This window comes from Flavobacterium saccharophilum, assembly GCF_900142735.1.
Taxonomy (GTDB): domain Bacteria; phylum Bacteroidota; class Bacteroidia; order Flavobacteriales; family Flavobacteriaceae; genus Flavobacterium; species Flavobacterium saccharophilum.
Map to the genome: position 1 here is coordinate 1 of NZ_FRBY01000006.1, position 23,325 is coordinate 23,325.

A 23,325-nucleotide genomic window follows, 5' to 3' on the forward strand; every position below is an offset into this window, starting at 1 on the left:
TTCATTTCTTAATCTCTCGATTATCTTACTCTTTATTCTTTTGCTCTAACATCTCTGTTAAAGCGGCTGTCAATTCAATATGTCTACGAACGTATCTTTCAATCTTGTTTCGCTTGTTTCTCAAAGCGGGTGCAAAACTACAACTTCTTTTTTAATTAGCAAGAATTTTTTAAAGTTTTTTTGAAACTTTTTTTTCGTCTCATTTCTTTGTTTTTCTTACCAATCTATCAAGGAACTTTCCGTGTTTTGCGGGGTGCAAATGTAACATCCGTTTTCAAATCTCACAAGCTTTTTGGAATCTTTTTTTGAAAATATTTTTTCAGTTTAAATTCGTGTGCTTGTCAGTATTTCAGTGAACGTCTATCGCTGTTGCGGGTGCAAAAGTACCACCTTTATTTACATTTGCAAGCCTTTTTATTATATAATTTCAATCTTTTTTATAAGTCGCTGGTATGACGGTTTTTATAAGACAAAGTTTTTTTAGCATTTTCTGGGTTTTGACTGGATTTGCCTGTTTTGGGTGGGTTTTGCCACAAAGGCACCAGGACACGAAGTTTTGATTTTTTCCTTTTTATTGGGCTTTACTTGCTTTTGAAAAAGACACAAAGCTGGGTTTTTCTTTGTTTTCAAAGGTTCTCGTAAAGACGCAAAGGCGCAAAGTCTTCTTTTTTCCTCCGGATTTTCTCGCTTTTGGATGGTTTGAATTGTTTTTGGTGATTTTTGCCACAAAGGCACCAGGACACGAAGTTTTGATTTTTCCTTTTTATTGGGCTTTACTTGCTTTTGAAAAAGAAACAAAGCTGGGTTTTTCTTTGTTTTCAAAGGTTCTCGTAAAGACGCAAAGGCGCAAAGTCTTCTTTTTATCTCTTTGAAACGATAATTTTCTTCTGAAAACAGCTCCCCTAGCCCCGATGGGAGGGAAAATCCTTTTGTGGTGGGGTTCACCACAAAAGATTGGAAGGAACAGCGGGATCAGCTCCTTATTAAAAAACAAATTCCAAATCTTGAAATCCAAATTCCAATTGAAATGAGGCTTCCCCTTCGCTCAGCCTCTCACATATATTCTATACTATATATTATAGTAGAATTTCCATATTATGTACAAACAGACCTAACAGGTTTTAGAAACCTGTTAGGAAGGCATGACGCATTTCTACTTATACATATATATGTACAAAAAACAAACCCGACAGTTTTTATTAAACTGTCGGGTCGATCTAAAATGTACCTTATATATAATAGCAGAAAAATGCCTTATATATGGATACTATTTAAACTATCAATAGCCTCTTTGGTAATTTGAATACTTTTTAGCTTTGCCTGATGATCATAGATTGGACTTGTAACCATTAGTTCATCTATTTGAGCGTAGTTAATAAACTTTTTAAGATCGATTTCTAATTGCTCTTTGTTTCCTGTGAAGGTACAAGCTGTCATTTGATTGACATGGAAGCGTTCTTCTTCGCTCATGATATCATCCAATGACGGAACCGGAGGCTGTAGCCCTTTACGATCGTTTCGTATTAGGTTTAAAAACATTTGATACAAACTGGTTGAAAGGAATTCGGCTTCTTCATTTGTGTCTGCAGCAACGATATTGACGCAAGCCATTGTCTTTGGTTTATCTAAAACATCTGAAGTCTGGAAATTTTCGCGATAGAATTCAAATGCCTGTATCATTTGGCGTGGTGCAAAATGTCCGGCAAACGCATACGGCAAACCATAAGCAGCGGCCAAGGCAGCACTTTCCATACTTGAACCTAAAATCCAGATGGGAATATTTTTACCTTCGGCTGGAAAAGCGCGAACTTTTGCTGTCGCATTCTCTACAGAAAAATAATCCTGAAGCTTGGTTACATTTTGAGGAAATCGTTGTGCCTGCTCAAAAAAGTCTTTTCGAATGGCTTCAGCAGTTGGCTGATCTGTTCCCGGAGCTCTTCCTAAACCTAAATCGATTCTGTTTGGATAAAGCGTCTCTAGGGTTCCAAATTGCTCTGCTACTATTAAAGGAGAATGATTCGGTAACATTATACCGCCAGAACCTACACGAATATTTTTAGTATGACCAGCAATATATCCTATTAAAACAACTGTAGCCGTGCTCGCAACATGTGCCATATTGTGATGTTCAGCCAGCCAAAAACGCTTATAACCTAAATTATCGGCTAGCTGTGCTATGTCTTTTGTTTTTTGAAATGTTTCGGTGGCATTGCTATCCTCAGTAATAATAGCGAGTTCTAATATGGAGATTGAAATTGGGTTTTTCATATATATATTTACTTTCTACAAAATTACTTCATTTATACTGATGCCTTTTATTTTGCTATGTTAAGAGAATTATAATATTTTTATCTGTGATAAAAAATACAAAAAATGATAATTAATTATTGTTTTACGATAATTAATTATACATTTGCGATATAATTCTAACTTTCAATTAAATGAAAACCACTCATATCGTTTCTAGAGTTTTATTTTATTTTACCCGTTTTTTGTCTGTTGTATATTTTGGACTGGCAAGCTACTCTCTTCTATCCTTAATTACAGGCTGGAGCCTGACCTTTAAAGACGGTGGAAAATATTTTCAGGTTTGTTATCCGTTTACTACGCATCCAGTAATGCTTGGCGACTATAATCTTCCGTATATACTTTTTGATTTCTTAGCTCCTCTGAGTCTCTATGGACTTTTCTTTTTATTAAGCAGTAATGTTTTTAAGCTTTTTTATCAGCCAAAATTATTCACTCAAAATGGGATCCAGCATTTAAGACGTTTTTATTTATCCAATTTGCTTATACCAAGCATTGTGCTGTTTATTGCTTTCTTCTTTGTGCCGCTAGATAATGAAGTTTCTATTTTTATTGTATTGCACGGAATGCTTGGTGTTTTTGCTTACTTTCTTGCAGCAATTTTTAAACAAGGGCTAAACCTTCAGAACGAACAAGACTTATTTATATAACTATGCCAATAATTGTAAATGTTGATGTGATGCTTGCCAAACGCAAGATGCAAAGTAAAGAATTGGCAGAAAAGCTTGAAATTACCCCTGCTAATTTATCGATACTTAAAACTGGAAAAGCAAAAGGAATCAGATTTGATACTCTGGAAGCCATTTGTAAAATATTGGACTGCCAGCCTGGTGATATTCTAGAGTATGTAAGCGAATAGCGCTCGTTTAAATCTAAATCTTATTGACGTAAAAATCGGCTTTTATAGGCCGAATGGAATTCTATTGCCTATTTTTTTTCAAAATCATCATTATATAATCATCTAAATCAATCAAAAATGAACAGTTTATCAATCAAAAATCTCAGTAAAACTTATGAGAACGGTGTTAAGGCAATTGACAATTTATCTCTTGAAATCGGGAATGGCATGTTTGGCTTGCTGGGTCCAAACGGTGCAGGAAAATCTACTTTGATGCGAACTATTGCTGCTTTGCAGGAACCAACATCTGGAATAATTGAATTTAACGGAATCAATATTCTGGAGAATCCTATGTTTATTCGAGAGAACCTTGGCTATCTCCCACAGGAATTTGGCGTTTTTCCAAAAATTTCCGCCTATCGTCTGCTGGATCACTTAGCCATTCTAAAAGGTATTATCAACAAAAAAGAAAGACACGACCAGATTTTGAATTTATTAAACCAAACCAATTTACTACAGCATAAAGACAAAGCGGTACATTCTTTTTCTGGTGGTATGCGTCAGCGCTTCGGAATTGCTCAGGCTTTGCTTGGAAATCCGAAGATTATTATTGTCGATGAACCAACTGCCGGACTTGATCCTGAAGAAAGAAACCGTTTTAATAACCTTTTAAGTGAAATCGGCGAAAGTATTATTGTGCTTTTATCCACTCATATTGTTGAAGACGTACGTGATTTATGTACCAAAATGGCCATTATCTCTAACGGTAAATTGATTTTAGAAGGAAATCCGAATGATGCAGTCGATTCTTTAAAAGACCAAATTTGGATGAAAGCTATTCATAAAAATGATTTGAAGGATTATAAAAATAACTTCAACATCATTTCATCTCATTTGAACTCTGGAAAACTCAATATTCATGTTTTCTCAGACCAGCGTCCTGATTCTGGTTTCGATTTAATTTCTCCCGATTTAAGCGACGTTTATTTCAACGTTTTATCTCAAAATCAACTTAAAAAATAGTCCTATGTTTTCTAAATTACTTCAATTTGAATGGCATAACAATACCAGAAACTGGACTTTTTATGCTTCTTTTATACTGTATCTGATATTTGGTTTTTTTGTTAGTGCTTTTGCCAATTTCTCTTTTTCTGGTGCTTATAAAAATAGTCCCTTCGTACTGACTTATGCAATAGGCCTGATTTCATTGACTACTATATTTTCGATTACCATACAAGTTGCTCAAAGTTTTTTGAAGGAATACGAAACTAAATTTGATGCCATTATTTTTACAGCTCCAATTTCAAAATTTAATTATTTGGCAAGCAAATTTATCATTGCCTTTGCAATTGCTGCACTTTCCTTTTTGATGTTCATTCTTGGGATGATTTTTGGCCATCAAATGTCATGGCTTTCAAAAGACGAAATTGGTCCTTTTGAACTGATCAACTATTTTTGGCCTTACCTTGTACTTGTTTTACCTAATATTTTTCTATGTCTTTCTATATTAACTGCTCTGGCGTGGACAACGCGAAGCAAACTAATGATCTATGTTGGCGGTTTCTTAATTTACATCTTATATATTGCAGGTTCTCTGTTTTCTAACTCTCCTATTTTTGCAAATGCTTCTCCTTCTTCAGCAGCGCAAATGTCTTTTGCGGCAAAGATAGATCCGTTTGGTTTAGCTGCTTTTTTAGAACAAACAAGGTATTGGACGTCTATCGAAAAGAATAGCACTTTACTTTTATTGACCGGCAATTTTTTAGTCAACCGAATTCTATGGCTGGTTATTTCTTTTCTTTTAGTATTTATTTCTTATAAAGTCTTTTCCTTTAGAAAATCGAAAACCAAAAAAAGCAAATCAAAAAACGTAAAATATGAAAGTATTTCCTTTTCTGCGGAAGCGCCAAAACAAATAGAATTTAGAACTTTCAAGCATAATATAGCTGTTTTAAAAAGCAATATCAAAATGGATATCTTTTTGATTGTAAAAGGAATTCCATTTATCCTGATTCTCCTTTTATTCTCCGGACTCTTATTAATTGAAATTTCAGATGAAATTGATGGCGGAATTCGTTTAGCCGAAAATATAGCCAATACCGCTTTAATGATCAGCACGATTATGGATCGTCTGCCTTTCATTTTACTTCTGATCATTCTTTTTTACAGCAGTGAATTAGTAAACAGGAGCGAGAATTCAAAATTTGATATGCTTGAAAATACGACTCCATATTCACAAATAATGGTTTTGATTGCAAAATTGATTTCACTTTTCTCTATTGCACTAATTATCATTGGCGTTTCTATTGTAATAGGATGCAGTTTTCAAATCATTAATGCAAATGCTCCAATAGAATTTGGGTTGTACTTTTCAATCTTGTACTATCTAGGGCTTCCCATTCTATTGATTTCGATTTTAGTTCTTTTTATTCAAACTCTCATTAAAAACAAATATTTAGGACTTTCAGTTGCAACACTTACGGTTGTTTTAATTAGCTCTGCAATTGGGGATCAATTAGGGATTTCACATCCATTATTGAGATTTGGTGATGCCTTTAAAAGAGATTTTTTTGATTTGAATGGTTTTGGAAAATATACTTTTTCATTTCATATTTCGATTTTATACAATACTGGTTTGGCTTTAATTCTGATAGTATTTACCTCCATTTTATGGAAACGAAATACTTCGGTTTTAAAATCATTTCAGCGAAATTCATTTAATGCAATTCAAAAAGCAATTTTCATTTTAGGAATTCTTCTTTTTATTGGTTTTGGAAGTTATCTTTTTTACAAAACAAATATTGAATATCCCTATATAACCCAAGAAGATCAAAATAATTGGAGCGAACAGTATGAATTAAATTTTAAGAAATATGCTCCTTTAGCACAGCCGACCATCACATCTGTGAAGAGTACAGTAGATTTATTTCCAGAAGAAAATCGTTATGAAGTTTCGGGATCGTATGAATTAATCAATAATTCAGAAAAAGCAATTGATAGTTTACTCCTATATATAGATCGAAATTCGAAACTGACTTCTATTAAAATTCAAAATGCTAAAAAAATAGATGATGTTTCACAATTTAATCATTACTGGTATCGCTTAACAAAGCCTTTGCAACGGCATCAGAAATTAAAAATGAGTTTTTCGTTTCAATCTTCGTGGTCGCCGTTTAAAGGACATACTGCTTTTAATTCTATAATCGAAAATGGTTCTTTTATGAGAATCAGCCGTTATTTTCCAACTTTTGGTTATCAGGTTTCGAATGAAATTGAGAGCAAAAAAGAACGCAAAAAAAGGCATTTACCAGCTCAAACCCCGCTTAAAAAATTAGAAGATAAAACGATAATTCCGAATGTTTTTATTGATTATGATGCTGTTGTTTCAACATCTGAAAATCAAACTGCAATTGGTGTGGGAGATTTAATTGCAAAATGGAAAAAAGGCAATCGCAATTATTTCCATTATAAATCAAATGGAAAAATTCCGTTTCGTTTTGCTTTCGTTTCCGCGGAATATCAAATCAAAAAGACAATTTATAAAGGAATTTCAATAGAAGTTTATTACGACAAAAGACATTCCCGAAATATCGAAAAACTAATAAGCGGTATAAAAAACACCTTAGATTATTGCCAGGTCAATTTTGGAAAATATCCTTATAAAACTATTCGTTATGCCGAAGTCTCCGCTTTCGCCGATGGATTTGCCGCGACTTCTTATCCATCGACGGTTTTTATGAAAGAGAATTTTGGTTTTTACAGCAACCTGAATAATAACAATAAAGAAGATGTTATCAACCAATTAACATCGCACGAATTATCGCACGAATGGTGGGGAAATGCCCAGATTGCTCCGGAACAAAAAGAAGGAAGCTGGATTTTGACTGAAACCCTGGCACAATATACAGAATTGATGTTATATGAAAAAGAACACGGCTTAGAGAAAGCTTTGCAAACCTTAAAAATTCATTTGGATTTATATCTAAGCGCCAGAAGCTACGATCCTGAAACTTCTCTCTATAAAACAAATTATGAAACACCGCATTTGCCGTACGACAAAGGAATGCTTGTTATGCATCAATTACGACTTTTAATTGGAGAAGAAAAAGTGAATCTTGCTTTGAAAAACTTTCTGAATCATTATAAATATCCAAACCAAAGTCCTGATTCTGAAGATTTATTAAAGGAAATTTATGCTGTAACAGATCCTAAACTGCATTGGGAATTAGATGAAATGTTTAAGCAGATTATCACTTATTCTTCAAAAATAGTTTCAGTTGAAAGTCAAAAAAAGAATGGATTTTATGAAGTTTCATTTAAAGTTACTTCCGAAAAATATGCTGAAAATGCAGTTGGAAAACGAAAATTAATTGAAAATGATAAGACAATTGATATTGGTATTTATGATGACAAGGGAAAATTATTTTATTATCCATTTTCACTAAAAAATAATAAAACCGAAGGAAAAATCAAATTCAAAACCAAACCTCAACTAATCGTTGTAGATCCTTATTTAAAAAATATCGACACTTTTATTAAAGACAACGACAAGGAAATTAATTAAAAAAAGGGCTCTAATAATTAGAGCCCTTTTCAATTCTTATTATTTCAAATGAATTGTAATCAATTTATGTTTTGTTTTTCCGTCACTGGAAATTTTAAAATCTGGCGAATTGGATTCGATTTCAAATCTGGAAGAAGTTTCAACTACTAATGAAATATCTTTATAACGAAAGTTTTTCGGAATTTCAGGAAGCTCAATTTTCACAATACCTTCTTTATTATTTTGTTCAAAATTAATTTTAATTCGATCGCGAAGCCAGATATATTCATAAACTTCCTGCCAGGGCGCCATCCAGATTGAATCGTTTCCGTTTGCACCATATTTATTTGCAATCGCTGTCATATAATATTTGAAGTCTGGAAAACGCATACTTAAATTCCACAAATTTGAATTTCCTACTCCATGTGTAAATTCGTTGTACCAAATTGGCCCCGCTAATTTTGCAACTGAATCAAAAGTCGTTAGAAAACGATCCATAGTTTTAAACCCGATTGTATCTTTTGAGCTTTGAATAAAAGTTCGCGCATAGATCATTTTATCTAAATTTACCTTCTTATCAACTTTAATAACTGGTCCGGCACCAACATAAGATGCTACCGAAAAAGAACCATTTGCCAGAGCATCTCGCTCATATTCTAAATGATATCCAGGATCACTTTCTCCGCCAGGCACCACAAAATGCGACATTGTAAATCCTAAATTTTGCTTTATTGAAGTTGTATTCTCTGTCACTTCAGTTAAAAAATTAGTTCCGTGTTTGGTTGCATGATGAAGACCGTGATTTAAAATATCCCAGCCTGCACTGTATAATTCCTTTACTTCTGACCACGAAAGATGGCCGCGATTTGCTGGTAAATCTCCAATTGCTCCTCCATTAATTGCTAAACCTAATTTGAACGGAATTTTATTTCCTAAACCGTCAGAGTAAAAAAGTCCTTTTGAAATTGTTCCGTCTCCACCCTGGTCGTTTTTCCATTCGTTCATCATTGGCGGACTAATTTTTCCTCCATTAAATAGTGGGAAAGCCGTTAAATAAGCGGACCTATAACCATCATCAACTGTAAAACTATACGCTATATGTTTGTTGAATTTTAAATCTGCAGCCTGAATTTTTACTTTCTCTACTGATTTTAGTTTTATTTTGAATGAAATAGTTTTTGTTTTTGAAGAATCTGTTTTGAAATAGGAATTACTTCCAAAACAATAAGATGATGTACTGATTAACAGAACGATCGTGAACAAAAATGCTTTCATTCGTAATTGTGTTATTTTCATTTGAAAGGCCTGATTTAGAGTTTTTAAAGATACAGTTCTTTAGAAAAACTCTGCCTAAAAAATGATATTTCAATAGTTCAAAATTTTATTTAACGATATATAATAATTTTTATCGTACAAAATTCAAACAAATCTTTTATAATCAACACTTTACAAATCAGGCATATGGTTTGCTAATTTTTAGATAGCCAAACTCAAACTATCTATTATGTACCTTTCTAATACAAAAACCATTGTGTTTATTACGGGAGCATTTGTAAGCCATTCTTGTTGGGAAGAATGGATTATATTTTTTGACAGTAAGGGATATAAAACGGTTGCACCACCATGGCCAAATAAAAATGAAGTGCCGGAGATTTTAAGAAAAGAACATCCAAATTCTAAAATTGCTTCTGTGCGTTTATCTACCTTAATAGATTATTATACAGAAATTATAGCAAAACTTCCTGAAAAACCCATTTTGATTGGGCACTCTTATGGAGGATTATTGACTCAATTATTAGTTCAAAGAGAATTAGCTTCAGCTGGAATTTGCATTCATTCAGTACCTCCACAGGGAATATACACTTCTAAATTTTCCTTTTACAAAGCAGTCTGGAAACCTTTGGGATATTTTACTTCCAGAAAAAAAACTTATTTAATGACTTTTAAAGAATGGCAGTTTGCCTTTACAAACGAAATGTCTTTTGAAGAACAAAAAGAATCTTATGAAAAATTAGTTATTCCTGAATCTAAACAAGTCATGCGCGATGCCCTAAGCGATACAGCAAAAATCAACTTTAAAAAAATCCATGTTCCGTTGTTATTTTTGTCTGGTTCAAATGACAATATTATTCCGTCATCTCTCAATTATTCTAATTTTAAAAAATACAAAAACATTCACTCAATTACTTGTTATAAAGAATTCAAAGACAATAATCATTTTGTTTTAGGGCAAATAAATTGGAAAGAAGGAGCCGAATTTATTGCCAATTGGCTGGGAAAAATCAGTTAGTTTAATTCTCTTTTAATTTCTAATTTTTTGATTTTTGAATTTAAAGTAGAAGGATGAATGTCTAAAATTTCGGCTGCACCTCCTGCTCCCGATATTTTTCCATTACATTTTTTAAGGATGTACAAAATATAATCTCTTTCGTTTTCCAAAATTGTTTTTATAGAGAATGATTCACTGGCTTGTTCTGCGTGCATTTTTGAAGTTGTCGAAAGTTCAATTTCTTTGATTGTATTACTGTCAGTCAATAAAATGGCACGCTGTATTACGTGTTCCAATTCTCTAATATTTCCCGGCCAATTGTAATTTATAATCTGCTGTAAAGCAAAATCAGAAAGATTTGGTGCTTTTCGTCCCATTTTCTCGCTGTATACTTTTATAAAATGATTTGCTAAATCCGGGATGTCCTCTTTTCGTTTTTTTAATGACGGGACCATAATTGGAAAAACATGTAAACGGTAATACAAATCCATTCTAAATCTTCCGGCTGCTACTTCTTCTTCAAGATTTTTATTAGTCGCTGCAATAATTCTAACATCAATTTTTAATGGAGATTTTCCGCCAATTCGTTCAATTTCTCTTTCCTGCAAGACGCGTAATAGTTTTACCTGAAGCTCGAGGGGCATCTCTCCTATTTCATCTAAAAAAATTGTTCCGCCATCTGCCAATTCAAACTTACCGATTCGCTTGTCCAATGCGCCTGTAAAAGCACCTCTTTCATGACCAAATAGTAATGATTCGGCCAGGTTTTCTGGAATAGCCCCACAATTAATAATAATTAAAGGCTTGTCTTTTCTTGGTGATAAAGCATGAATACTTTGGGCAATTTTCTCTTTTCCGGTACCACTTTCACCTAAAACCAAAACCGATGTATCTGACGGCGCCACTTTTCTGATATAGTCAAAAACCGTAATCATTTGCGGACTATTACCGATAATACCTTCAAAACCAATCGATTTATCTAAAGGTTTTACTTCTTTAATAATAGCTTCTTTTTGGTCTGTCTCAGAAATTGTTTTTGGATACATTTTAGTAACAAATTGTGCAAATGTATTTTCGAGGTTCGTCAAAAGTTTTAAGGTTTCTGCCGAATAAATATTAAAATTTCTACTATAAAAGTTGAAATAAAATCTTTGTATTGTTGCAATGGAAACTGGAAAAACCAAATATGATTTAATTCCGAAATTATGAGAAATCAGGCTTTTTATAGGTGCTGCCTGAAAGTTATTAATCAACGTTTCTTCACTATATATAACCGGTTCTAAATCTAACTTTGATTTTTTATAGGTTTCATCTAATTCCTTAATAGAAATATCTGCAATTTTTGAGAATTTTTCCGGACTGATGATCTGGTAATCGTCTATATTTCTACGCATGATTCCGAGGTTCGCATAATGCGTTGTATTCGCAAAACCAACTTCAACATAATCAAACGAAATATAATTTTGTATCATTCTTCCGAATGCCAATAATGCATTTTCCCATTTAAGATTTGAATTAAAAATTTCATTCATATCTTTTTGCAATTGCATTTGCTGTATTAATTGCGATTCTAAACTATATTCCTGACGGTAAAAAGCGATTTCGAGAGTAGTTAAAACATCTTGTTCTCTAAAAGGCTTCAAGATAAATCCGTACGGTTGTGTGATTTTCGCCTGATCCAAAATCTTTTTGCTGGAATTAGCTGATATAAATATAAAACCAATATAATTTTCTTTGAGAATTTGGGCCAATTCTATTCCGTTACGATTTCCTTTCAGCATAATATCCAGGAAAACTAAATCCGGTTTTTCGATCTCAATCTGTTCCAAGGCCTGATCAACTGAACGCGCAATTCCGATGACTTCATAATTTGCTTTTTCGAGAATTAACTGCAAATCATGTGCTTCTATAAATTGATCTTCAACGATTAAAATTCGTTTTTTAAATGTGGCTTCAGAGGATTTGAGGTGCTGGTCGAAAACCGTTTCCATAAATGTGGTATTTTTAGTATTATAACAGGCGTAAGATATTGGTATAAAATTAGTTAATTATTGTAATTAAAACAGGAAAAATTCAAAATTTAAATGGAAAAAAATATCTTTTATGTGAATTTTCCTGATATTATTCTAAAGAACCGTACCACTTTATATTTATATTTGTTCATCATAAAAAACATCCAAAAACCTAATTATAAACAAATTATGAAACAAGTTTATGCACTCTGTTTTATCCTTTCAATTGCAGTACAATCTTTAGCACAAACTTCACCTTCTGTTGCCAAATATGACTTAAAGAAAAAAAGGCTTTTGATCCAGGCTTGTTCTATCTATTTATTCAACGCCAATCAAGGTGCCATAGATCCTGACAGCTCTGTAGTTTTAGCCTGTAAAGCATATAAATTGCCCGTTTCATTAGCTTATGACGAAGGTTTTAACGATGGATCATATTTGATTGGAAATGATCTGATTGATAAAGGCAATATCAATTCGGCCAAAAAACTTCTTGCTAAATCTAAAGAGGAAAACCGGATTAAGTTATTGCTTCAGATTACCAATTTTTATCTTTTCAAACCCGGAACGAAACCAGAAGATTTGCAAAATGCATTCTTATATATTAAGGAAGCTGTCGATTTGAGTAAGCAACTTAAAATAAAAAAATGGCAACATCAAAGTTTGTTACTATTAGGTAAATATTATTTTCAGGCTAATAATCAGGTTGAAGGCAAAAAATACTTTGTGCAAGTTATAAGCGAATGCCGAAAAACAAACGACAAACTTGGTCTTGCTGATGCTCTGGATGTGTATGCAACTCTATTACCAAATTTAGATCCGGAGAAAGAAAAAATGCTGCAGGAAGCAGTTTCTCTTTATGCTGGTGTAGGATTAGAAGAAAAAAGAATAGAGTCTTATATGAAAATTACGACTATCTATTTTTGGACCGGAAGAATCAATGAAGCAAAAAAGAGACTGCAGCAAAATTTAGCTGATTTGCGAAAAATTAATTTCACACATCAACAATTCGCAGAAACTACAATAGTTTATATTGACTTGTATCAGCACAATATGAAAAGTGCTATGTATTATGCACTAAAAAGCGTAAAAAGAATGGAGGCCGAAAAAGACTATACTTTTGGGGATATTTTTTATATGCGATTAGGTGATGTTTATAATTTTATAGGCCATAATGAAGAAGCACTAGAACTATATAAAAAAAGCATTGAAATTGGACAGCAAACCTTAGATACCGGTACTTGGTACAAAAGTTTTTATGGTGCTGTTGCTGCTTTATCAATTAAAGGAAAAAATAAAGAGGCTATTGCTTACATAAATTCGCTAACATCAAAATATCCTCCAAAAACTACTTTTGATAAGATGTCTGTGGCTTATATAAAAGCCAATTGTTACGAGGCACTTAAAGATAATGTTCGGGCTGAAAAGTTTTTTAATGAAACAGATTATTATGCCAAACAATTAAATACTCCTGAAACTTTTAGAGAAATTGTCCACCAATATACCATGATGTCTTTATTTTATATTAATATAAATAAAGTTCAGAAAGCTAAATTTTACACAGATAAAATATTTACACTTTTTAAGGTCAATAAAGGGACATATAATTCAGAGGCATTTCAACGTTTATTATACAAAACTGACTCTATTAACGGAAATTACAAAGGTTCATTAGAGCATTTTAAAAATTATAAAAGAATAAGCGATTCAATTATTGGAGTCGATAAAAACAAACAAATTGAAGAATTAAAAATTCAATATGAAACTAAAAATAAAGAACAGAAAATTGCACTTTTAAACGACCAATCGAAACTGCAGGAAAGTGAATTACAAAAATCAAAACTCTTAAATAATTTGGCGATTGGAAGTTTGATTTTGCTTTTATTTACGATTGGTTTGCTTTATAATCGTTATCGTTTAAAACAACGAAATCACGCTAAACTGGAATTAAAAGAAAGAGAAATCAATCAAAAAAACCTCAACCTAAGACATTTATTAGATGAAAAAGAATGGCTATTAAAAGAGATTCATCATCGTGTAAAAAACAATCTTCAGACCGTTATAAGTCTGCTCAATTCGCAATCAGCTTATTTGGATAATGATATGGCTTTGTCGGCTATAAAAAACAGTCAGCACAGAATTCATTCAATGTCATTGATTCATCAAAAATTATATAATTCTGAGAATATTGCGACGATTAATATGCCGAATTACATCAAAGAATTGGTCGAATATTTAAAGGAGTCCTTTTCGCTTGCACAAAGAATTCGTTTTGAAATAAAAGTTGCTCCATTAGAATTGGATGTGGCGCAGGCCGTTCCTCTAGGACTTATTTTGAATGAAGCCATTACGAATTCAATTAAATATGCTTTTCCAAATGATCGAACAGGAATGATTTATGTGACGCTCGAAGCAATAGCAGAAAACCGATATTTATTAACCATTTCAGATAACGGAATTGGAGCTGAAACTGATTTTACAGATACGAAAGCAAACTCATTCGGAATGAGTTTAATAAAGGGTTTAAGCGATGATTTGGAAGCAAAATTTACGATGGAAAATAATAATGGAACGATTTTAAAAATTGAATTTTCGCAAGAATTTCCGATAAATCAAAAAAGACAAATGATTTAAAACCTAAATTTGTACCACGAAAATGAATTTCGCCTTTAGCCTTTCCCTCAAATGACACACAAAATTTTAATTATAGACGACGAAGAAAAACTGAGAAGTCTGCTGGCACGTATTATAAAATCGGAAGGATTTGAAGTTTTTGAAGCTAAAGATTTAAAATCAGGTTTTAAGAAATTAGAACAAACTGAAATTGATGTCGTTCTATGTGATGTAAAATTACCTGACGGAAACGGTGTTGATTTTCTTCAGAATATAAAAAACAGTTTCCCTTTAGTAGAAGTTATTCTATTAACTGCTTTTGGGAATATTCCGGATGGTGTTCAGGCCATGAAAAATGGTGCTTTCGATTATATCGTAAAAGGCGATGATAATGATAAAATTATTCCGCTTCTTTATAAAGCTGTAGAAAAAGTACAGTTACAGAAAAAGGTGCAACAACTCGAAAAACGAATTGGCGATAAATATTCTTTTAATACCATTATTGGAAAATCAAAAGGAATCGAACAAGTTATTGATTTAGCACAAAAAGTTGCCAAAACCGATTCGACTGTTTTATTAACGGGAGAAACCGGAACTGGAAAAGAAGTTTTTGCACAAGCGATACATGAAAACAGTAATCGGGTTGGAAAATCTTTTGTGGCTTTGAACTGCAGTACTTTCAGTAAAGAAATTTTAGAAAGTGAATTGTTTGGTCATAAACAAGGTGCTTTTACCGGAGCTTTAAAAGATAAAAAAGGTTTTATTGAAGAAGCAAACGGCGGAACTTTATTTCTGGATGAAATTGGTGAAATGCCAATCGATCTTCAAGCCAAATTATTACGCGTTTTAGAAACCAGCGAATATATTCCGGTTGGAGACACAACTCCCAAAAAGTCAAATTTCAGATTAATTGCAGCGACAAACCGTGATTTAAAAACAGAAAGTGATGAACACCGTTTTCGTTCTGACTTATATTTTCGATTGAATATTTTCGAAATCAAATTGCCTTCTTTGCGCGAAAGAATTAAAGATGTTTCGGTATTGGCCCATTATTTCGTGAAGCAATTTTCTGAAAAAACAAACAAAAAAACTTTAGATATTGCTGATGATTTTCTACAGAAATTAGAAAATTATTCCTGGCCGGGAAATATTCGGGAACTTAAAAATATTATCGAACGATCAGTTATTTTGAGCAATGGCGATACTTTAACTTCAGATGTCTTGCCTTACGAAATGCAGCATCAGCCTGAAAAAGCAACAAAATCGATGTCGGCTTTTTCTATGCAGAGTATTGAAAAATTGCATATTCAGAAGGTTTTGAATTATACAAAAGGTAATAAAGCCGAGACAGCACGATTGCTTGAAATTGGGATCGCGACGTTGTATAGGAAACTGGAAGAATATAATATTCAATAGTTAAAATAAATTCCAAAAATTAAATTCTAAATTCCAATTTTGAGTTTCGGTTTAAAATTTCAATCGAAAGCTCCATCGGAGCAAAATATTTATAGAAAATGTAATCGGTTTTTAGATCAAAGCTCCAGCGGAGCAAAATGTTTATAGCAAATATAATTAGTTTTGATTGAAGCTCCAGCGGAGCGACATTCTAGCGTTTGTTTCAATCTAAAACATGTCGCCCCAATGCGGCTTTATTATCGAACGTTGTAATTTTCTATAAACATGACGTCCCTCTGGGACTCAAATTCAAAAATCAAATCCTTATCATTTCAATAAAAGCTTATCAAAATGATAGGCTTTTTTTATGCTTAATTTTTGGCACAAAACTACATTCCTTTTATTTACAACACTTTAACCACACCACAACTTTTTCGGAACATATTTTGGCATAAGGAGGAAGAACATAAAAATTCATTCTCATGAAAAATCAAGTAACCTCAATCTACAAACAAGCGGAACGCTTTGCCGAGATAACCAAAAAATCTATTATTTCTGGAAATATAGTACGTGCAAAAAAATGTCTTGCACTTGCTGAGCGCCTATTTATTAGCGGAAGCATTGAAACTAAAAATGCTATTTCTAATGTGTATGTTTTCTCCGTTTCTTCTTTTATGGAAGTACGTCACTGCAACATTTCACATCTTTTTCCACAAACGCTTAAAGCGGAATATATTAAGCAGATTAATGCTTCAGGCGTATAAAAATGTTTAATCGGTTAACTGTTTAATTGGTTAATCGTGAAAAATCTAAAATCTAAAAATAACATTATGATCACTTTTCTTTTACTCGCATTGGCCGTTGTGCTTTTTGCCATTTGTTTTAAATCAGTTGAATTCTTTGAAAAAATCTAAATCATGACTGCACTATTTATTATTTCTATCGCTGTTTTTGGTTATTTGGTTTATGTATTAATCAAACCTGAAAAATTCTAAAAAAATGAAAAAGTCACAGTCAGGAAAAAAGCTACTATTATATGTTTTTGTGGCTTGGACATTAGCCTTTGTAACGCTTATTGCGCTTTTATAAAAGCCCAAATTTTATTTAATTTCTAACAAACAAAATATGAACACAGAGTTATTTGGTGTCATTAGCATTTTTATCATTTCGATAGTTTTAGCCATTCCAATAGGAAAATATATTGCTAAAGTTTATTTAGGAGATAAAACCCTTTTTGACCCGATTTTCAATCCAATTGAAAAATTTATTTTTAAAATTAGTGGTATCAATTCTACTGAAGAGATGAACTGGAAACAACATCTAAAAGCACTTTTGAGTGTAAACATGATTTGGTTCTTTCTTTGCTTTTTTGTCCTATTGTTTCAAGGTTCCTTACCCCTTAACCCGGATAATAATCCATCTATGACGCCTGATTTGGCCTTTAATACGGCTATTTCATTTGTAGTAAACTGTAATTTACAACATTACTCAGGTGAAAGTGGTCTTTCTTATCTTGGACAACTTATGTTAATGTTCCTGCAATTTGTTTCTGCTGGTGTGGGAATGGCCGCCGCAGCAATGATTTTTACTGCAATGAAAGAAAGAACTACAGAAAAACTGGGGAATTTTTATAATTATTTCATCAAAAGTTGTACTCGTATTTTGTTACCACTTTCAGCTATTGTAGCAATTGCGCTATTATTTAGCGGAACTCCTATGACGTTTGAAGGAAAAGATACTATTACCACTTTACAAGGTGATTCAGTACAAGTTTCACGTGGTCCGGCTGCAGCTTTTATTGCTATCAAACATATCGGTACAAACGGTGGTGGATTTTTTGGAGTCAATTCAGCACATCCATTAGAAAATCCAACTTATTTCACAAATGCAGTTGAACTTTGGGCACAATTGATCGTTCCGTTTGCCATGATTTTCGCTTTAGGTTTCTATCTAAAGAAAAAGAAACTAGCTTACGTAATCTTTGGTGTAATGACAGTTGGTTTTTTACTCCTTGTTATTCCTACTATAGCTACAGAGCTTAACGGAAATCCAGCCATAGAAAAAATGGGAATTGCTCAGGCAACCGGAGCTATGGAAGGAAAAGAAGTTCGGTTTGGCCCAGCGATTTCAGGATTCTGGAGTATTGCTACAACCGTAATTTCTACAGGTTCTGTAAACAGTATGCATGATAGTTCGATGCCAATTTCCGGAGCGATGCAATTGCTTGCTATGATGGTAAATGCCTTTTACGGAGGTTGTGGTGTTGGAATCCTGAACTTCTATATTTTCATTATTCTGGCTGTATTTATTTCCGGTTTAATGGTGGGTCGAACTCCTGAATTTTTAGGAAAGAAAATCGAAGCCCGCGAAGTTAAAATTGCTGCTTTTATTGCGATTCTTCATCCTTTATTGATTTTAGCCGGAACAGCAATAGCTTCTTATTTTGCAGCTCATGATACTGCAATGGGTTATTGGTTTAGCGGAAACGCGACAGGCTGGCTAAACAATCCTGGGAACCATGGATTCTCTGAAATGTTATACGAATATACTTCGAGTGCCGCAAACAACGGTTCTGGTTTTGAAGGTTTAGGAGATAATAATCCTTTTTGGAATATCACTACAGGAATTGTATTACTGTTAAGCCGTTTCATTCCGATCATTGGGCCATTGGCAATTGCAGGATTATTAGCGAATAAAAAATACATTCCGGAAAGTGCAGGAACTTTAAAAACGGACACTACGATTTTCGGAATTATGGTTTTCGCCGTAATCGCAATTATTGCTGCTTTATCATTCTTTCCAGCTTTGGCTTTAGGTCCATTGGCAGAATATTTTACATTAAAATAATATAAAAAATGACTAATAATAAATCCAATTCATTGTTTGAAAGTAAGCAGGTTAAAGAAGCCTTATCGCAGTCTTTTGTGAAGCTGAATCCAAAATTGATGATTAAAAATCCGGTAATGTTTACCGTAGAAATAGGAACTGCCATTATGTTTGCTGTTTGTGTTTCCATTTTAATGGGAGCAACTGACCAAGGTAGTTTTACTTATAATTTAATTGTGTTTTTAATATTACTAGCGACACTTTTGTTTGCCAACTTTGCTGAAGCTATTGCTGAAGCCAGAGGAAAAGCACAAGCCGATAGTTTAAGAAAAACACGCGAAGAAACTCCGGCAAGACAAATTTTACCAAACGGAGAAATCAAAAATATCAGTTCGTCTGAATTAAAAAAAGGAGATATTTTCGTTTGTGAATCTGGCGATTTAATTGCTACCGATGGTGAAATTATTGAAGGATTGGCAACCATTGACGAAAGTGCGATTACCGGAGAAAGTGCTCCTGTAATTCGGGAAGCAGGTGGTGATAAATCATCTGTAACCGGCGGGACAAAAGTATTATCTGATAAAATAAAAGTAATCGTAACTTCTGAGCCTGGCGAAAGCTTTTTAGATAAAATGATTGCTTTGGTTGAAGGTGCGAGTCGTCAGAAAACGCCAAACGAAATTGCCTTAACCATTTTATTAGCCGCATTTACCTTAATCTTCGTGATTGTGTGCGTTACGCTAAAACCGTTTGCCGACTATGCAAATGCACCCATCACGATTGCGGCTTTTATTGCTTTGTTTGTATGCTTAATTCCAACGACAATTGGAGGTTTGCTTTCTGCGATTGGGATTGCCGGAATGGACAGAGCATTGCGTGCCAACGTAATTACAAAATCGGGAAAAGCGGTAGAAACTGCTGGAGATATTGACGTATTACTTTTGGATAAAACCGGAACCATCACTATCGGAAACAGAAAAGCAACCAGTTTTTATCCTACAAAAGGAGTTTCAGAAGAAGATTTTATAAAATCTGCTGTGTTAAGTTCATTAGCAGATGACACTCCGGAAGGGAAAAGTATTGTGGAACTGGCAGGAGCCGAAACTGCCAATAAATTATCAATTGAAGGTGCTACTTTAATAAAATTTACCGCAGAAACCAGAACTTCCGGAGTTATTTTAAAAGACGGAACTAATATTAGAAAAGGTGCTCAGGATGCTGCAAAAAATATTGCTGCTCAGGCAGGAAATAGTTTTCCAGAAGATACTGCACAAAAAGTAATCGACATTTCTTCAAACGGAGGAACGCCATTAGTGGTTATTAAAAACAATCAGGTTCAAGGTGTTATCGAATTACAGGATATTATTAAAACCGGAATGAAAGAACGTTTTGACCGATTGAGAAAAATGGGTGTAAAAACGGTAATGGTTACTGGTGATAATCCGCTAACAGCTAAGTTTATTGCCGAAGCTGCCGGAGTCGATGATTTTATTGCCGAAGCGAAACCTGAGGATAAAATGAACTACATCAAAAATGAGCAAAATCTTGGTAAATTGGTTGCCATGATGGGAGACGGAACGAATGATGCTCCTGCTCTTGCGCAAGCAAATGTGGGTGTTGCTATGAACAGTGGTACTCAGGCAGCTAAAGAAGCTGGAAACATGGTCGATCTTGATAATGATCCAACGAAATTAATCGAGATTATCGAAATTGGAAAACAGCTTTTAATGACTCGTGGAACTTTAACTACTTTTTCTATTGCAAATGACGTTGCGAAATATTTTGCTATTGTTCCTGCTCTTTTTATTACTGCGATTCCTGCGCTTCAGGGTTTAAACATTATGCATTTGCATAGTCCGGAAAGTGCGATTTTATCGGCTGTTATTTTTAACGCGATTATCATCCCGATATTGATTCCATTAGCATTGAGAGGTGTTGATTACAAACCAATCGGAGCAAGTGCCATCTTAAAAAGAAATCTTTTGATCTATGGTTTAGGCGGATTGATTGTTCCTTTTATCGGAATTAAATTGATTGATTTACTTGTTGCTTTATTTATGTAAGGTTCTGAGATACTAAGATACTAAGACTCTAAGGTTTTTCTCTTAGAGTCTTAAAATCCAAGAACCATTAAAAAACTAAAATTATAAACATAGACTTTGATTACTAAGCTTCTAAAAAAAACTTAGAACCTTAGCAACTTAGTCTCTTAGAATCTTAAAAAGATGAAAAATATATTTTCACTATTAAAATTGACATTGCTTATCGTAATTCTGTTCGCAGTGATTTATCCTCTTGCAATTTATGGAATTGCACAAATGGCTCCTAATCAAGGAAAAGGAGAAACTCTTTCGGTTAACGGAAAAGTAGTTGGTTACCAAAAAATTGGTCAAAAATTCGATAAGTCGAATTATTTCTGGGGAAGACCTTCGGCTGTTGAATACAACGCTGCAGGAAGTGCCGGAAGCAATAAAGGACCAAGTAACGCCGATTATCTGGCTTTGGTTCAAAAAAGAATTGATACACTTTTACTAGTTCATCCGTACTTGAAAAAATCTGATATTCCATCCGATATGGTTACGGCTTCTGGAAGTGGATTGGATCCGAATATTTCTCCGCAAGGCGCATTGATTCAGGTAAAACGTGTTGCTAAAGAAAGAAAACTGGACGAATCAAAAGTTAAAGCTTTGGTTGAATCTAAAATTAATACGGCTGTTGTTGGTCCTGAAACGGTTAATGTTTTGGAATTGAATGTAGCCCTTGATGCGCTTCGCTAAAACAAGGTTCTGAGTCGCTAAGGTTCTAAGGTTTTTCTCCTAACAGGTTTTAAAAACCTTGTAGGTATGATATCTTATTATAAATTATAATATAGTAACCACACCGTTTGTCATTCCGAGGAACGAGGAATCCCCGCAAGAAACTCCTCAAAGAAACTTTACAATCTGTGTCGAGCCACTTGCGGGGATTCCTCGTTCCTCGCAATGACAAACTAGATAAAAAATTAGAACGAAAAACGTCCTTTTACCCTGAGTGCCCTAGCCCTGATAGAAGCGGTATCCTTTTTAGGCTATTGAAAAGATCTTGTTTACCATAAACGATCTGCCTAAAAAGATATAGCGGATAGCAGGAAACAGCTCCTTAAAAACCTACTAATAAAAATTAAAACGCCTTTTTTACCCCAAATAATAAAAACAAAAATGAAAAAAATAATACTTACTGCTTTAATCGCATTCGGTTTTAGCAATTTACATGCACAAGAAGAATCTAAAAATCCGTTAACGTTTTCAGGATATGTAGACGTTTATTACAGTTATGATTTCGGGAAACCAGACGATCATACACGCCCGGGATTTTTTTACAATTATAACCGAAGCAATGAAGTGAATCTAAATTTAGGTATGGCAAAAGTGAATTATACGAAAGAAAACATTCGCGGAAATTTTGCTTTAATGGCTGGAACTTATGCCCAATACAATATGTCGGCTGAACAGGATTTATTGAAAAATGTATATGAAGCAAATGTTGGTGTAAAGATTTCGCAAAGCCATAATTTGTGGATTGATGCGGGAATTATGCCAGCACATATTGGTTTTGAAAGTGCCATTGGAAAAGATTGCCAAACGCTAACCCGAAGCATTTTGGCGGAGAATTCTCCTTATTATGAAGCTGGAGTAAAAATTGGTTACACCTCTGAATCCGGAGAATGGTACTTGGCCGGAATGTATTTGAATGGCTGGCAGCGTATCCAGAAAGTAGAAGGAAATCATACGCCTGCTTTTGGAACACAAATTACATACAAACCAACGGATAGAGTGGTTTTGAACTGGAGTACATATGTTGGAAATGAACAACCAGATATCGATAAAAAATGGCGTTATTTTAACAACTTTTACGGACAATTTAAAGTAACAGACAAAACAAACATTACGGCTGGTTTTGATGTTGGGTCACAACAAGCTGCTAAAAACAGTAATAAATACGATACTTGGTTTTCGCCTGTTTTGATCCTGCAATACAAACCGACAGATAAAATTCAGTTGGCTGCACGTGGCGAATATTACAGTGACGAAAAAGGTGTTATTATCGCAACTGAAACGCCAAACGGTTTTAAAACTTACGGATTTTCAGCTAACTTTGATTACTTAGTAACTGATAATGTAATGTTTAGAATTGAAGCCAGAAATCTTTCTAGCAAAGATGAAATATTTACAAAAGATAATCTTCCAACGGATACGAATACGTTTGTAACAACATCTTTGGCGATTAGTTTTTAAACATTAAAATTATTTTTTTACCATTAAGATATTAAGAAAGTTAAGCTTTGTCTTAATGAGCTATTTGAGAAAATTAAGCTTGGCCTTTATTAACTTAATATCTTAATGGTTTTAATATTAAACAGTAATTTTTACCATTAAGATATTAAGAAAGTTAAGCATTGCCTTAATGGGCCTTTGCTGAGAAACATTAAGCCTTGACTTTATTAACTTAATATCTTAATGGTTAAATTAAATAAAAACTTTGCGAC

At 33.6% G+C, this 23,325-nt stretch carries 17 protein-coding genes; 13 read left to right on the forward strand and 4 right to left on the reverse strand.

All coding sequences use genetic code 11. The annotated features are described in order from the left end of the window. Positions 1-480: 480 nt before the first annotated feature. A complete protein-coding gene (locus BUA98_RS18575) occupies positions 481-945 on the reverse strand; it encodes a hypothetical protein (RefSeq protein WP_139257026.1) in 465 nt (154 codons plus the stop codon). Between the two features lie 309 nt (positions 946-1,254). After that, the gene (locus BUA98_RS18585; RefSeq protein ID WP_072975021.1) at positions 1,255-2,268 is read right to left on the reverse strand and encodes an LLM class flavin-dependent oxidoreductase; all 1,014 of its coding nucleotides are present in this window, start codon (positions 2,266-2,268) and stop codon (positions 1,255-1,257) included. A 173-nt stretch (positions 2,269-2,441) separates the two neighbouring features. On the opposite strand from BUA98_RS18585, the gene BUA98_RS18590 reads away from it, so the two are divergent. The 4 genes from BUA98_RS18590 to BUA98_RS18605 all read left to right on the forward strand — a co-directional run bounded on the left by BUA98_RS18590 (position 2,442) and on the right by BUA98_RS18605 (position 7,709). Beyond that, complete coding sequence (locus tag BUA98_RS18590) at positions 2,442-2,957, forward strand: DUF2975 domain-containing protein (protein ID WP_072975023.1); 516 nt, start codon at positions 2,442-2,444, stop codon at positions 2,955-2,957. A 2-nt stretch (positions 2,958-2,959) separates the two neighbouring features. After that, positions 2,960-3,166, forward strand: a complete 207-nt coding sequence (locus BUA98_RS18595) for a helix-turn-helix domain-containing protein (RefSeq protein WP_072975024.1) — start codon at positions 2,960-2,962, stop codon at positions 3,164-3,166. A gap of 117 nt (positions 3,167-3,283) precedes the next feature. Then, positions 3,284-4,168, forward strand: coding sequence for an ABC transporter ATP-binding protein (locus BUA98_RS18600; RefSeq protein WP_072975026.1), 885 nt, complete (start codon positions 3,284-3,286; stop codon positions 4,166-4,168). A 4-nt stretch (positions 4,169-4,172) separates the two neighbouring features. Further along, a complete protein-coding gene (locus BUA98_RS18605; protein ID WP_072975027.1) occupies positions 4,173-7,709 on the forward strand; it encodes an ABC transporter permease/M1 family aminopeptidase in 3,537 nt (1,178 codons plus the stop codon). A gap of 39 nt (positions 7,710-7,748) precedes the next feature. Here the strand turns inward: BUA98_RS18605 and BUA98_RS18610 are convergent, their stop codons facing one another. Further along, a complete protein-coding gene (locus BUA98_RS18610) occupies positions 7,749-8,984 on the reverse strand; it encodes a polysaccharide deacetylase family protein (RefSeq protein WP_086065447.1) in 1,236 nt (411 codons plus the stop codon). A 208-nt stretch (positions 8,985-9,192) separates the two neighbouring features. Between BUA98_RS18610 and BUA98_RS18615 the strand changes: the two genes are divergently transcribed. After that, complete coding sequence (locus BUA98_RS18615) at positions 9,193-9,978, forward strand: alpha/beta hydrolase (protein ID WP_072975030.1); 786 nt, start codon at positions 9,193-9,195, stop codon at positions 9,976-9,978. On the opposite strand, the gene BUA98_RS18620 is transcribed toward BUA98_RS18615, so the two are convergent. Further along, entirely contained in the window at positions 9,975-11,948 is a 1,974-nt protein-coding gene (locus BUA98_RS18620; RefSeq protein ID WP_072975032.1) for a sigma 54-interacting response regulator, read from the reverse strand. The two genes, BUA98_RS18615 and BUA98_RS18620, sit on opposite strands and share 4 nt — an antisense overlap. A gap of 93 nt (positions 11,949-12,041) precedes the next feature. Between BUA98_RS18620 and BUA98_RS18625 the strand changes: the two genes are divergently transcribed. The 8 genes from BUA98_RS18625 to BUA98_RS18660 all read left to right on the forward strand — a co-directional run bounded on the left by BUA98_RS18625 (position 12,042) and on the right by BUA98_RS18660 (position 23,074). Next, positions 12,042-14,600: a tetratricopeptide repeat-containing sensor histidine kinase gene (locus BUA98_RS18625; RefSeq protein WP_072975034.1), complete on the forward strand. Its 2,559-nt coding sequence runs from the start codon at positions 12,042-12,044 to the stop codon at positions 14,598-14,600. 51 nt (positions 14,601-14,651) lie between these two features. Further along, entirely contained in the window at positions 14,652-15,995 is a 1,344-nt protein-coding gene (locus tag BUA98_RS18630; protein ID WP_072975036.1) for a sigma-54-dependent transcriptional regulator, read from the forward strand. A gap of 461 nt (positions 15,996-16,456) precedes the next feature. Then, on the forward strand, positions 16,457-16,738 hold the full coding sequence (locus BUA98_RS18635; protein WP_065448378.1) for a DUF7674 family protein: 282 nt from the start codon (positions 16,457-16,459) through the stop codon (positions 16,736-16,738). 153 nt (positions 16,739-16,891) lie between these two features. Continuing rightward, a complete protein-coding gene (kdpF, locus tag BUA98_RS18640) occupies positions 16,892-16,969 on the forward strand; it encodes a K(+)-transporting ATPase subunit F (RefSeq protein ID WP_072975519.1) in 78 nt (25 codons plus the stop codon). 130 nt (positions 16,970-17,099) lie between these two features. Continuing rightward, entirely contained in the window at positions 17,100-18,821 is a 1,722-nt protein-coding gene (gene kdpA, locus BUA98_RS18645) for a potassium-transporting ATPase subunit KdpA (protein WP_072975037.1), read from the forward strand. 8 nt (positions 18,822-18,829) lie between these two features. After that, a complete protein-coding gene (kdpB, locus tag BUA98_RS18650; protein WP_072975039.1) occupies positions 18,830-20,863 on the forward strand; it encodes a potassium-transporting ATPase subunit KdpB in 2,034 nt (677 codons plus the stop codon). Between the two features lie 162 nt (positions 20,864-21,025). Beyond that, positions 21,026-21,577, forward strand: a complete 552-nt coding sequence (locus BUA98_RS18655; protein WP_072975041.1) for a K(+)-transporting ATPase subunit C — start codon at positions 21,026-21,028, stop codon at positions 21,575-21,577. 420 nt (positions 21,578-21,997) lie between these two features. Next, positions 21,998-23,074, forward strand: a complete 1,077-nt coding sequence (locus BUA98_RS18660) for a porin (RefSeq protein WP_072975043.1) — start codon at positions 21,998-22,000, stop codon at positions 23,072-23,074. The last annotated feature ends 251 nt before the right edge of the window (positions 23,075-23,325 follow it).